Genomic DNA, 11,042 nt, shown 5'->3' with positions numbered 1-11,042 from the left:
GTCGAAGCTAATTTCGATGCATGGCGATGGTCAAATGTGGAAATTGCGGCACTCTCACTCGCAACGCGAAGTTCTGCTCACGGAGTTGCTCCGCATCGTTCAATAACCGCGGTGTGCGTCGATATCCGGTCCGCGATTGGGGCGGCTGCCGCAACTGCGGCGCGGCTCTACATGAGGGGCAGTTCGTCTACTGCTCGGAGCTCTGCTCTCAACTCGGCCGGAAAAACCTGACTGTGCAGAAATGGCTTGAATTCGGCTCGAACAATGTCGGGCGACTGAGTCAGTCGATTCGCGCGTACATACTCGACGCGCAGGCGGGTGCCTGCGCGCTCTGCGGGATGCCGGCGGAATGGAACGGGGCGCCGCTGGTCTTTGTGCTCGACCATATCGACGGCAACAGTCAGAACAACTGGCGTGACAATCTCCGTCTCGTCTGTCCGAACTGCGATAGTCAGCTACCGACATACAAGGCTCGAAATCGTGGCAGCGGGCGTCATTACCGCCGCGTGCGTTACGCCAACGGTCAGTCGTTCTGACTCAGTGGTCTGGATGGAAGAGGTCCTCGATGCGGGTCTGGAACACGGCGGCAAGTCGGAACGCCAGCGGGAGGGACGGGTCGTATTTGCCCGTCTCGATCGCATTGACCGTCTGGCGCGAGACCGCGAGCCGTTCGGCAAGGGCCAACTGTGTCCAGCCCCGGGTCTCTCGCTCTGCGCGGATGCGGTTGCGCACTAGAACTGCTTCGCGGCGCCGGTGAGCTGGCTCACGAGCCACCACGTCCCCATCCCGGCCACGAAGACGATCCACCCCACCCCCGGAAGGTTGAGCCCCGTAATGCCGAGGAATCCGATCGTCACGCTCGCGAGCATCGCCGAGACGAGCGCGGACGCAATGCCGGGGAAAGCCAGTCGCACCTGATACTCATCGAGTTCACGGAATCGAGCGATGATGATCGCTGCCATCCACGCGGCCGGGAGTACCGGTAACAGTGCGAACAGGAACCGCCAGGCGGAATGGCCGCCGAGGCCGCCCCAGAAGGTGACGGGCGCCAGCACGACGACGTAGATGATGGACGCCATCGTGATCCGGGTGCGATAGCGCCGACGCAGGTTCTGCTCGCGCGCAGTCTCTGCCGTCGAGTCAAGTTCACTTGTCATGTCGCCAGTCTGCGACGGCATGAAACTCGTGTCAATAGTCCTTTACATCAAGGGCGATCTGCGTGCTGCTCTAGCGGCTGAAGTGCCGCCGTGTCAATGGGATGGTGAGGGTGATTCAGCTCCTTTAGCTTTATCTATGTTGAGACGGCCCAGGGGAACCGGTAGACGTCAAAGAGCGCCAGGGGAGGCGCCACAGCGATGCTGTTATGAGGACGCTCCGGCTGGGAGGTGCACCGTCTCGAGCGCCCCGCGCCATTCGGGTTGGTGCGGGGCGCTCCACGTTTTCGTGAGACGTAACCCGGCGCACTCTGGAATGCGCTAGGAATGGCGCGTGATCACGCAGGACCTGCTCGACGCGCTGTGGGACTTCGACGACCCGGTCGGCTCCGAGGAGCGCTTCGCGATCGCTGCAGCCGATGCGCGGTACACGTCGGCCGAACGCAGCGAGCTGGCGACGCAGCGTGCTCGGGCTCTCGGGCTGCAGCAGCGCTTCGACGAAGCGCACGAAGTGCTCGATGGCCTCGGGACGGGCAGCGACCCTGCCGTGGAGATCCGCATCGCGCTCGAGAGGGGGCGGCTCTTCAATTCCGCGGGACAGCCGGCGCAGGCATCCGCCGCCTTCAGGAACGCGCTCGCTCTCGCTCACGCAAGCGGCCAGCGCTTCCTCGAGCTCGACGCGCTGCACATGCTGGCGATCGTCGACCGGGCGCGCAGCGACGAGTGGACGCAGCGCGCCATCGAGCTGGCCGAGATCACGGCGGATGCCCGCACGAAGCGGTGGCTCGTCTCGCTGCACAACAATCGAGGCTGGAGCCGGTTCGACGCAGGCGAGCTCGAAGCGGCCCTCGAGTCGTTCCGTGCGAGCGCCTGCTGGGCGGCCGAGCTCGGAACGGCGCAGCAGCGCACGTGGGCGGCAGAGGCCATCGCCGAGTGCGAAGCCGCCATCGCCGCGCGCGATGCAGGGCGGCCGGCGGCGGCTGCCGAAGGCGAATGAGCCGCAGTGAGGAGCAGCCCGCTCAGCTGGATGTGCGGGGGCGCGGCGTCGCCACCGGTGCGGGCAGGCCGAGCCACCACTCGGGGCCGGAGAGCAGTACGACCTGCGCGTAGCGGCGTACGTCGCTGAGGTCGTCGCCGTTGATCCACGCGAAGAACGCCGCGGTCGCACCCGACGAGGCGTAGGCCAGGGACATCTGCCTCGTCACCTCCGTCATCGGCCGCAACTGCTCCGGAACGATCTCGGGGTGGTTGTCGAGGTGGGTCTCGATGACTTGGCGGGCCGCGCCTTCGATGATCGCGGTGAGGCGTGCCCCGCTCTTGCTGCCAGGGGCCTGGCGATAGATCGCGGTGTGGTCGCGCATGTGCTCCATGACGGCGGCGGCCGGCGCGAGGAACACGCTGTCTTCGCTGTCGTCGACGAGGGGCATCGCGAGGTATGCGGAGACGGAGTCCGCCAGCTCCTCCTGCAGGGCCGCGCAGAGCAGCTCGACCGGGTCCGCCGAGTGGCGGTAGAAGGTGTCACGGCTGACGCCCGCCGCAGCGGCGACGTCGGTAACGGTCAGGCGATCGATTCCGTTCTCGACGCTGAGGCGGTAGACGGCATCGACGAGCGCGCTCCGAGATCGACGAGAGCGGGCATCCATGATTGAAAACCCTACCCCGCGAAGTCGGCCATTATGAGACAGCTGTCCTATAGACAACGCGACAGGTGTCAGGTACGATGCCTGACAGTTGTCGTGCAACGCAACGAAGGGCGGTAAAGTTCATGGCCGGCGCGATCGTCGCCCCGGAGATGACGGGGTGGCAGCACTTGCTGCAGCAGCTCGGTCTCGGTTCGGGCCCGCGCCGTCGATCGCCGCTGGCGCTGCGCGGTGATCAGCGTGCGGCGCACGCCGAGATCTTCATGAGTGAGCGCACCGGCGAGTGGATTCGCGTCGGTTGCGACTGCCGGGTCGGCTACGACCATTGGCACACAGGCCACTGAGGAACGTGACAAGGGGTTGGGCGCCCTCAGTGTTATAGATCCGCCCCGCTCCGTCGGCGATTCGGGAACGCCGACGTTGAGCGGGGCGGATCGTCTTCTTTAAGGCGTGAGGATGCCTGGGCCAGGCATCCCGTGTCAGCCCTGCGCCTCGATCGAGACGGGCTGCCACTCATTCCACGTCGCCAGCCGCGACTCGTAGTCGGCCGTCGCGATCGCGAGCGGCGGCTCGCCGAAGAAGACGCGCAGCGGCGGGGTCGCAGCGTCGACGATCTCGAGGATCGGGCGCCTCGTGGCCCCGGGCGTGCCGCGCCGGGCTGTCGTCGGCCGCTGTGCGCGCTGGGCGCGGATGTCGTCGTATGCCGGGATCTCGGCGCTGTGCCGCGCCGACGGGCCGGCCCAGTCCGTCTCGAAGCCGCCGGGCTCGATCAGCGTGACGCGAATGCCGAAGGCGGCGACCTCCTGTGCAAGCGACTGCGAGAACGCCTCCAGTGCCCACTTCGACGCGTGGTAGGCACCGATCCCAGGGAAGGCGGTGATGCCGCCGATGCTCGACACCTGGATGATGTGGCCGCTGCCCTGCGCCCGCAGGAGCGGAAGCGCCGCCTGCGTCACCCAGAGCGCGCCGAAGAAGTTCGTCTCGAGTTGGTCGCGGACTTCCTGCTCCGTGAGCTCCTCGACCATGCCGAAGTGGCCATAGCCCGCGTTGTTGATGACGACGTCGAGGCGTCCGAAGCGCTCTGCGGCCGCAGCGACCGCCGCGAAGTCGGCCTCGCGGTCGGTCACGTCGAGCTGCACGGGCAGGAAGGTCTCTGGGTACTGAGCGGCGAGGTCGTCGATGTCGTCGAGGCGCCGGGCGGTGCCCGCGACCGAGTCGCCGCGCTCAAGGGCGGCCGTCGCCCACTCGCGGCCGAAGCCCTTCGAGGTGCCGGTGATGAACCAGGTTTTTGCCATGAGAGCGACGCTACGCGCGACCTGTGCCGGAGCGCACCGCATCTGACTTCTGCCGTCACGCATCGGTGGGGTTTGTAAGGAGAGGTTTATCAACCTAGGCTTATGAATATGAGCGATGCGCGGGAGGCTGAAGAGCTGGCGGGGTCCTTGCTGGACAGCATCCGCTTGTTCATCGCGGCCGCGCGCACGGCGCGGCCGCAGGGCGAACTCAGCGCCTCTGAGATCGCTGCGCTGATCAACATCCGCCGCGCGGTCGAGACCACCTCGGGCGCGCTCGCGCGCGTCGCGGGCATCAGCCCGCAGGCCATGGGTGCGACGATCGCGGCGCTCGAGGCGCGCGGCCTGATCGAGCGCACCAAGGACACCGTCGACGGCCGTCGGATCCTGCTGCGGCTCACCGAAGCCGGCGCGGAGGTCATGGACGCACGGCGCGACGCCCGTGCCGCGGCGATCGCGCGTGAGCTCACGACCCGGTTCGACGCCGACGAGCTTGCGACGCTGCGCGCGGCGGCGCCGCTGCTCGCGCGGCTGGCGGAGGGGCTGTGAGCGGAACCGAGGCGGCTGCAGCAGCGCCGCAGCCGAAGCCCGACCGCTATCGCTGGGTGGCGCTCACCAACACGACGATGGCCGTGTTCATGTCGAGCCTTGATGGCTCGATCGTGCTCATCTCGCTGCCGGCGATCTTCACGGGCATCCACCTGGACCCGCTCGCGCCGTCGAACATCGCCTTCCTGCTGTGGATGATCATGGGCTACCGCCTCGTGCAGTCGGTGCTGGTCGTCGCGGTGGGCAAGTTCGGCGACATGTTCGGGCGCGTGCGCATCTACAACCTGGGATTCCTGGTCTTCACGATCGCGAGCGTGCTGCTCAGTTTCGACCCGTTCCGCGGCTCGCCGGCTGCACTGTGGCTGATCGGCTGGCGGCTGCTGCAGGCGTTCGGCGGCTCGATGCTGACCGCCAACTCGCAGGCGATCCTGACCGATGCGTTCCCGCGCGAGCGCCGCGGCTTCGCACTCGGCATCAACCAGGTCGCCGGCCTCGCCGGCATGTTCATCGGCCTGACCGCAGGCGGTCTACTCGCGGCGTGGGACTGGCGCAGCGTCTTCTGGGTGAACGTGCCGGTCGGCATCGTCGGCACCCTCTGGGCGTACTTCATGCTGCGCGACAACGGCGTGCGGCACCCGAGCCGCATGGACTGGTGGGGCAACGGCACCTTCGCCATCGGTCTCTCGGCGGTGCTCGTGGCGATCACCTTCGGCCTGCAGCCGTACGGTCGCCACACCATGGGGTGGACGAATCCGTGGGTGCTCGCCGGACTGATCGGCGGTGTGCTGCTGCTCGCCGCCTTCGTCTGGATCGAGCTGAAGATCACCGACCCGATGTTCGAGCTGCGGCTGTTCAAGATCCGAGCCTTCGCGTTCGGGAACATCACGCGTTTCGGCGGCTCGCTTGCGCAGGGCGGCCTGCAGTTCATGCTGGTGATCTGGCTGCAGGGAATCTGGCTGCCGTTGCACGGGTATTCCTACGAATCGACACCGCTGTGGGCCGGCATCCTGATGCTGCCGTTGACGTGCGGATTCCTGCTCGCCGGCCCGGTGTCGGGCGCGCTGTCCGACCGCTTCGGCGCCCGGCTGTTCGCGACGGGAGGCATGGTCGTCTTCGGGCTCTCCTTCGTCGGGCTGATCTTCCTGCCCGTCGACTTCCCGTACTGGCTGTTCGCCGCGCTGCTGGCGCTCAACGGCATCGGTATGGGCATGTACTCGTCGCCGAACTCGGCGGCCATCATGAGCTCGGTGCCTGCCCGCTATCGCGGCGTGGCGAGCGGCATGCGCGCGACGTTCCAGAACTCCGGCACGTCGCTCTCGATCGGCGTCTTCTTCTCGCTGATGATCTCCGGCCTCGCCGCGACGCTGCCGCACACTCTGACCGCGGGCCTAGCGGCGCATGGAGTGCCGCAGGCCATCGCGGAGAAGATCGGCGGCCTGCCGCCGGTGTCATCGCTGTTCGCGGCGATGCTGGGCACGAATCCGGTCAAGTACCTGCTCGACAGCTATCACGCGCTCTCCACGCTGCCCGCGCACTCGCAGGCCGTGCTCACCGGCCACACCTTCTTCCCGAACCTGATCTCGGGGCCCTTCCACGACGGGCTCGTCGTCGTATTCGCCGTCTCGGCCGCCATCTCGCTCGTCTCGGCCGTCGCATCCGCCTTCCGCGGCACCGGCGTCGCCGTGGACAGCGAGCAGACACTTCCCCCAACCACCCACCGAATGAAGGAGAACGCATGAGCATCGAACTCGAGCAGACCCCAGCCCTCGTCGTCATCGACCTGCAGACCGGCCTGAAGGGCTACCCGACCGTCCACTCGTTCGACGACGTCGTGGCGAACTCGGCGAAGCTCGCCGAGGCCTTCCGCGCCAAGGGCCTGCCGGTCGTGCTCGTGAACGTGGCCGGTGGTGCCCCTGGACGCACTGAGCGCAGCAAGGAATCCGGCCGGCCCGCTGGCGGTTCGATTCCGCCGGAGGCGACCGTGCTGCTTCCCGAGCTGAACCAGCAGCCGAGCGACATCACCGTGACCAAGACCACCCTCGGGGCATTCCTCTCCACCGACCTCGACGCGAAGCTCAAGGAGGTTGGCGCCACGCAGATCGTGCTGACCGGCGTCTCGACCACGTCGGGCGTTGAGTCGACTGCGCGCTCGGCGTACGAGCTGGGCTACCACGTCGGCTTCGTGCTCGACGCGATGACCGACACCAGCGAGGCGGCGCACAACGCGTCGATCGAGCACCAGTTCCCGAAGCTCGGCGAGCTCGGCACGACGGCTGAGGTGCTCGAGGCTCTCGCGGCGCGCTGAGAGGTCTAGGGCTTCCATCGAGCGGTGCGGAATGCATGTTCCCGGGCGGCCGGGCGTGCGTTTCGCACCGCTCCTCGCGTCTGTGGTGGCTCAGGCCCCGAGCGACGGATTCGGGTCGATGACACGAAGCCGGTGCTCGGGGAACGTGGCCTGCTCGAAGGGGCCGCGGCCGTCGGCGGTGTAGCTCGGGCGCTCGAACGCCACCGTCCAGCTCGGCGGCCGCTGCAGGCCGGGGTAGGCGGCGATCTCATTGTTCCCGGGGGCGATGACCACACCGATCGGGTCGTCCTCCGACGCATCCGTTTGCTCTGAATCGCTCACCACCGCGACGAGCATGCCGATGCCGACCGCCGGCCCAGTGATCTTCGGGCTCTTCGGGAAGTAGCGATCGAGCCAGTTCACGCCCACAGCCTACGTCGCGAGCAGAAGCCCGTCAGCGCACTCCGACCTCGCGGCCCGACCACAGGTCGCCGGCCTCCACCTGCTCGACGCCGTGAGCGGTCAGGTAGTCGCGACCGCTGGTGTCGCCGTGCAGGGTGCCGGTGAAGTCGGCCCAGTGCTGCCGCCCGACGACGACGGGGTGCCCCGGTCTGCCCGAGAACACCGCCTGCCGGAGGCTCGTGATCTTGACGCCGCTCAGGAGCCGCTTCACAACCGCCACCGGAAGGTCGGGCAGGTCGACGAGCGTGATCGCCGCGGCCGACACCGAGGGCGGGGCGGATGCCTCGAGATGCCGCATCCCCGCCCGCAGCGAGGTGCCCATACCGTCGGTCCAGTGCGACTCGACCACGGGGTGCACCCGCGGGTCGCTCGGAACGAGCTCGCTCGCCTCTTTGGCAGACGCCCCCAAGACGACCGTCACCTGCGAGCAGCCGCCGTCGAGAAGCTTCTCGGTTGCGAGTTGCACCCACGGCGTTCCGTCAGAGGCGCGTGCGAGCGCCTTGGGGATCCCATAGCGGGTGCCGGCACCCGCGGCGAGCACGACTCCGGCTGAGGGGAAGACGACGGCCATGAATAAGGTTATAGCGGCCCGGAGCGGCACCCGTCTCAGCGCGGGTGGTCGCCGCCGGCGATCTGCTCGAGAGCGTGCCGATAGAAGCCGTCGAGCAGCCGCAGCCCGTCTCGCACAGCCGAGGCCGATCCGGGCAGATTGACGATCAGCGTGCGCCCGGCGACGCCGGCGACGCCGCGGCTCAGCAGCGCGTGGGGCGAGTGCGCGGCGCCGACGCGGCGCAGCTCCTCAGCGAAGCCGGGCAGCTCGAGGTCGAGGACCGCGCGAGTGTGCTCGGGCGTGCGGTCGGTCGGGCTGATGCCCGTGCCGCCGGTGGTCACGACCATGCGCAGCCGACCGGCGACCGCGCCTCGCAGCGCCGCCTCGACGCCGGGCCCGTCAGGCACGACCCGCCTGGCCGTGTCGAAGCCGCGCTCTGTCAGCCATTGGAAGATCAGCGGGCCGGTCGAGTCCTCGTAGACCCCAGCCGACGCTCGCGTGGAGACGGTCAGGCTGAGCGCGGTCATGCGTCGCGCCGGTCTTCCGATTGCCACGGACCCGACTTGCCGCCCTCTTTCTCGAGGACGCGCACCTCGGTGATCACGGCGCCCTTGTCGACCGCCTTGATCATGTCGTAGACCGTCAGCGCGGCCACCGTCACAGCCGTCAGCGCCTCCATCTCGACGCCGGTGACGCCGACGGTCTTGACCGTCGCGCGGATCTCGACGCGGTCGCCTGCGGCGCTCAGCTCCACGTCGGCCCCGGTCAGAGGAAGCGGATGGCACAGCGGCACGAGGTCGGGCGTCTTCTTGGCGGCCATGATGCCGGCGATGCGCGCCACCGCGAGCGCCTCGCCCTTGGGCAGGCGCCCCTGCCTGAGCAGTTCGATCACCTCCGGCGTGGTGATGACCGCTGCCTGCGCAACGGCCCTGCGCTTCGTGATCTGCTTCTCGCTCACATCCACCATGTGCACCGCGCCGTCGCCGCGCACGTGGGTGAGGCCGCCGGATTCCGCCGGCTGGGCGGGCGCGTCACTCATCGATCCTCCATACCTCGACCGGTTCCCCGGCGGCGACGTGGGCGACACCCTCTGGCAGGTGGACCAGCGCGTCGGAACGAGCGTACGCCGCGAGCAGGTGCGAGCTGGGGCCGCCGACGAGCTCCACCGTGTGATCTGTCGTGATGCGGCCGCGACGCACCTGATGCTTGCCGATGGGAGATTCGACGGATGCCGCGAGCGGCAGGTGCGTCGTCGGGCGACTGCCGCGCAGCAGCGGCCTGAGGAACAGCTCGAACGAGACCAGCGCGCTGACGGGATTCCCCGGAAAGCACAGCACGGGGGTCGGGAAGCCGGAGATGTCGATCGTGCCGAGTCCCTGCGGGCCGCCCGGCTGCAGGGCGACCGACCCGAACCGCACCCCCAGCGGACCCAGGGTCTCGCGCACCACCTCGTGGGCGCCCGCGCTGACGCCGCCGCTCGTGACGACGAGCTCGACGGGCCCTGCCGCGTCGAGCGCGACGCGAAGATGCTCCGGCTCGTCGCTGTACACCCCGGTCGCGAGGGCGGTGCCGCCCGCCTGCGTGACCGCCGCGGCGAGTGCGATGGCATTGGCGTCATAGATGGCTCCCGGGGCCAGCGGCTCGCCCGGCGCCGTGAGCTCTGCTCCGGTTGAGACGATCAGGACCCGCGGGCGCCGCCTCACCGCGACGGTGGTGAGACCGGAAGCCGCGAGCGCCCCGAGCTGCGCGGGCCCGAGCAGGGTTCCTGCGCTGAGCACGGTGTCGCCGGCCGCCAGGTCGCTGCCACGCGCCCGCACGAAGGCTCCCGGGGCCACGGGTTCGTGCAGTTCGATGCTCTCGCCGACGGCGGCGAACGTTCCGGGGCCGCCCACGGCCTCGACCGGAACGACCGCGTCGGCGCCGGGCGGCAGCGGCGCACCTGTCATGATCGCGGCCGCACCCCCGGCGAAGGCCGTGATCGGGTCGCCCGCCGCGATGTGGCCAGTGACACGAAGCGGTCCGGTTCCGGCATCCGGACTGAGGCGGTTGAAATCGCCCGCTCGCACCGCGTAGCCGTCCATCTGCGAGTTGTCGAACGGCGGCAGGTCGATCGCGCTCGTGACGTCTGCGGCCAGGATCCGGCCGAGTGCCGCCCCGAGCGGCACGTCCTCCGCAGCCCCGCGCAGCGCGGCCTCAGCCAGCGCGCGCACGGCCGCCTGGTGCTCGGCGACGGTGGTCATGAGACCACGCTATTGCCCCGCTCGCCTCGAGGGCCGCGCAGCTCGCTCGAGATCACGTCGAGCAGCTCGGCTCGCGCGGCGCGGCGCCAGGGCCGCCCCGCGACGAAGACGACGACGAGCGCGAGCACGACCAGCAGGAGAGAGAGCGCGACGGCCGCATCCGGGTCGAGGTTGTTCTGCAGATAGATCTCGAGTGGCAGCGTGCGCGTGACGCCCTGCAGCGACCCCGCGACCGTGATGGTCGCGCCGAACTCGCCGAGCGCACGCGCAAACGACAGCACCGTGCCCGAGATGAGGGCGGGTCCGAGGCTTGGCAGCGTGACCTTGAACAGCACCTGCGTGCGGCTGGCGCCGTAGGCGACCGCGATCTCGTCGTGGGTCTCTGTGACCGTGCGCAGCGCGCCCTCGAGGCTGATGACGACGAACGGCAACGAGACGAACGACTGCGCGAGGACGACCGCGGTCGTCGAGAACGGCACCTGCAGGCCGAGCCTGAGCAGGGTCGGGCCGAGCAACCCGTGGCTGCCGACCGTGTAGAGCAGTGCGAGGCCGCTCACCACCGGCGGCATCACGAGCGGCACGAGCACGAGCGCGCGCGCCGCCGACTGGCCGCGGAAGTGCCCGCGCGCAAGCACGACGGCCATCGGCACGCCGAGGACGACGCAGATCGCGGTCGACATGAGGGCGGTCTGGATGCTGAGCCGCAGCGCGGCGAGGGAGGATTCCGAGGTGATCAGGCCGCCGAAGTGTGGCCAGTCGACGTGGACGACGATGGCGATGAGCGGCAGCAGCACGAACAGCGCGCCGAGTCCCGCTGGGATCCAGAGCCAGGCGGGATAGGCACGTCGGCCATGCTCGCTCACGACCGCCC

Annotated in this window: 16 protein-coding genes; 6 read left to right on the top strand and 10 right to left on the bottom strand. The window is 69.0% G+C overall.

The features are described from left to right. Positions 1-20: 20 nt before the first annotated feature. Positions 21-536, top strand: a complete 516-nt coding sequence (locus tag ABD736_RS07320) for an HNH endonuclease signature motif containing protein (protein ID WP_344791086.1) — start codon at positions 21-23, stop codon at positions 534-536. 1 nt (position 537) lies between these two features. Here ABD736_RS07320 and ABD736_RS07315 read toward each other — a convergent pair whose 3' ends face one another. Together ABD736_RS07315 and ABD736_RS07310 are read right to left on the bottom strand one after the other, a co-directional pair. Beyond that, the gene (locus tag ABD736_RS07315) at positions 538-732 is read right to left on the bottom strand and encodes a helix-turn-helix transcriptional regulator (protein ID WP_344791085.1); all 195 of its coding nucleotides are present in this window, start codon (positions 730-732) and stop codon (positions 538-540) included. Beyond that, positions 732-1,157, bottom strand: a complete 426-nt coding sequence (locus ABD736_RS07310) for a hypothetical protein (protein ID WP_344791084.1) — start codon at positions 1,155-1,157, stop codon at positions 732-734. The genes ABD736_RS07315 and ABD736_RS07310 overlap by 1 nt, the downstream gene beginning before the upstream one ends. Before the next feature lie 331 nt (positions 1,158-1,488). On the opposite strand from ABD736_RS07310, the gene ABD736_RS07305 reads away from it, so the two are divergent. Next, positions 1,489-2,151 (top strand): hypothetical protein, encoded by a 663-nt coding sequence (locus ABD736_RS07305; RefSeq protein WP_344791083.1) that lies wholly within the window; start codon positions 1,489-1,491, stop codon positions 2,149-2,151. Positions 2,152-2,173: 22 nt separating this feature from the next. On the opposite strand, the gene ABD736_RS07300 is transcribed toward ABD736_RS07305, so the two are convergent. Further along, positions 2,174-2,797 (bottom strand): TetR/AcrR family transcriptional regulator, encoded by a 624-nt coding sequence (locus tag ABD736_RS07300; RefSeq protein WP_344791081.1) that lies wholly within the window; start codon positions 2,795-2,797, stop codon positions 2,174-2,176. A 122-nt stretch (positions 2,798-2,919) separates the two neighbouring features. Between ABD736_RS07300 and ABD736_RS07295 the strand changes: the two genes are divergently transcribed. Further along, positions 2,920-3,138 carry a hypothetical protein gene (locus tag ABD736_RS07295; protein ID WP_344791080.1) on the top strand — a complete coding sequence of 73 codons (219 nt, stop codon included), beginning with the start codon at positions 2,920-2,922 and terminating at the stop codon, positions 3,136-3,138. Between the two features lie 135 nt (positions 3,139-3,273). Here ABD736_RS07295 and ABD736_RS07290 read toward each other — a convergent pair whose 3' ends face one another. Further along, positions 3,274-4,089 (bottom strand): SDR family oxidoreductase, encoded by an 816-nt coding sequence (locus ABD736_RS07290; RefSeq protein ID WP_344791079.1) that lies wholly within the window; start codon positions 4,087-4,089, stop codon positions 3,274-3,276. A 108-nt stretch (positions 4,090-4,197) separates the two neighbouring features. Between ABD736_RS07290 and ABD736_RS07285 the strand changes: the two genes are divergently transcribed. Genes ABD736_RS07285 through ABD736_RS07275 form a run of 3 tightly spaced genes read left to right on the top strand, consistent with a single transcriptional unit; the run spans position 4,198 to position 6,940 of the window. Further along, on the top strand, positions 4,198-4,635 hold the full coding sequence (locus ABD736_RS07285) for a MarR family winged helix-turn-helix transcriptional regulator (protein ID WP_344791078.1): 438 nt from the start codon (positions 4,198-4,200) through the stop codon (positions 4,633-4,635). Beyond that, positions 4,632-6,374, top strand: coding sequence for an MFS transporter (locus tag ABD736_RS07280; RefSeq protein WP_344791077.1), 1,743 nt, complete (start codon positions 4,632-4,634; stop codon positions 6,372-6,374). Before ABD736_RS07285 ends, ABD736_RS07280 begins: the two co-directional genes overlap by 4 nt. Next, positions 6,371-6,940 carry an isochorismatase family protein gene (locus ABD736_RS07275; protein ID WP_344791076.1) on the top strand — a complete coding sequence of 190 codons (570 nt, stop codon included), beginning with the start codon at positions 6,371-6,373 and terminating at the stop codon, positions 6,938-6,940. Before ABD736_RS07280 ends, ABD736_RS07275 begins: the two co-directional genes overlap by 4 nt. A gap of 90 nt (positions 6,941-7,030) precedes the next feature. On the opposite strand, the gene ABD736_RS07270 is transcribed toward ABD736_RS07275, so the two are convergent. The 6 genes from ABD736_RS07270 to ABD736_RS07245 are packed head-to-tail and all read right to left on the bottom strand — an operon-like array spanning position 7,031 to position 11,034. Beyond that, positions 7,031-7,342: a hypothetical protein gene (locus ABD736_RS07270; RefSeq protein WP_344791075.1), complete on the bottom strand. Its 312-nt coding sequence runs from the start codon at positions 7,340-7,342 to the stop codon at positions 7,031-7,033. 31 nt (positions 7,343-7,373) lie between these two features. After that, positions 7,374-7,952: a nucleotidyltransferase family protein gene (locus tag ABD736_RS07265; protein WP_344791074.1), complete on the bottom strand. Its 579-nt coding sequence runs from the start codon at positions 7,950-7,952 to the stop codon at positions 7,374-7,376. A gap of 35 nt (positions 7,953-7,987) precedes the next feature. After that, positions 7,988-8,458, bottom strand: coding sequence for a MogA/MoaB family molybdenum cofactor biosynthesis protein (locus ABD736_RS07260; RefSeq protein ID WP_344791073.1), 471 nt, complete (start codon positions 8,456-8,458; stop codon positions 7,988-7,990). Continuing rightward, the gene (gene moaC / locus ABD736_RS07255) at positions 8,455-8,970 is read right to left on the bottom strand and encodes a cyclic pyranopterin monophosphate synthase MoaC (RefSeq protein WP_344791072.1); all 516 of its coding nucleotides are present in this window, start codon (positions 8,968-8,970) and stop codon (positions 8,455-8,457) included. The genes ABD736_RS07260 and moaC overlap by 4 nt, the downstream gene beginning before the upstream one ends. Beyond that, positions 8,963-10,171, bottom strand: a complete 1,209-nt coding sequence (locus ABD736_RS07250) for a molybdopterin molybdotransferase MoeA (RefSeq protein WP_344791071.1) — start codon at positions 10,169-10,171, stop codon at positions 8,963-8,965. Before ABD736_RS07250 ends, moaC begins: the two co-directional genes overlap by 8 nt. Next, the gene (locus tag ABD736_RS07245; RefSeq protein WP_344791070.1) at positions 10,168-11,034 is read right to left on the bottom strand and encodes an ABC transporter permease; all 867 of its coding nucleotides are present in this window, start codon (positions 11,032-11,034) and stop codon (positions 10,168-10,170) included. The genes ABD736_RS07250 and ABD736_RS07245 overlap by 4 nt, the downstream gene beginning before the upstream one ends. Positions 11,035-11,042 lie beyond the last annotated feature (8 nt).

Origin of the sequence: Gryllotalpicola daejeonensis (genome assembly GCF_039538145.1) — a bacterium.
Lineage (GTDB): Bacteria > Actinomycetota > Actinomycetes > Actinomycetales > Microbacteriaceae > Gryllotalpicola > Gryllotalpicola daejeonensis.
Note: the sequence above shows the minus strand (reverse complement) of the source record. Positions and strands in the feature narration are given on the sequence as shown.

Bases quoted from the DNA above. Each gene is read 5' to 3' on its own strand.
- ABD736_RS07320 (WP_344791086.1), top strand. From the start codon at position 21: ATGGCGATGGTCAAATGTGGAAATTGCGGCACTCTCACTCGCAACGCG.
- ABD736_RS07310 (WP_344791084.1), bottom strand. From the start codon at position 1,157: ATGACAAGTGAACTTGACTCGACGGCAGAGACTGCGCGCGAGCAGAAC.
- ABD736_RS07300 (WP_344791081.1), bottom strand. From the start codon at position 2,797: ATGGATGCCCGCTCTCGTCGATCTCGGAGCGCGCTCGTCGATGCCGTC.
- ABD736_RS07295 (WP_344791080.1), top strand. From the start codon at position 2,920: ATGGCCGGCGCGATCGTCGCCCCGGAGATGACGGGGTGGCAGCACTTG.
- ABD736_RS07290 (WP_344791079.1), bottom strand. From the start codon at position 4,089: ATGGCAAAAACCTGGTTCATCACCGGCACCTCGAAGGGCTTCGGCCGC.
- ABD736_RS07285 (WP_344791078.1), top strand. From the start codon at position 4,198: ATGAGCGATGCGCGGGAGGCTGAAGAGCTGGCGGGGTCCTTGCTGGAC.
- ABD736_RS07275 (WP_344791076.1), top strand. From the start codon at position 6,371: ATGAGCATCGAACTCGAGCAGACCCCAGCCCTCGTCGTCATCGACCTG.
- ABD736_RS07265 (WP_344791074.1), bottom strand. From the start codon at position 7,952: ATGGCCGTCGTCTTCCCCTCAGCCGGAGTCGTGCTCGCCGCGGGTGCC.
- ABD736_RS07260 (WP_344791073.1), bottom strand. From the start codon at position 8,458: ATGACCGCGCTCAGCCTGACCGTCTCCACGCGAGCGTCGGCTGGGGTC.
- moaC (WP_344791072.1), bottom strand. From the start codon at position 8,970: ATGAGTGACGCGCCCGCCCAGCCGGCGGAATCCGGCGGCCTCACCCAC.
- ABD736_RS07250 (WP_344791071.1), bottom strand. From the start codon at position 10,171: ATGACCACCGTCGCCGAGCACCAGGCGGCCGTGCGCGCGCTGGCTGAG.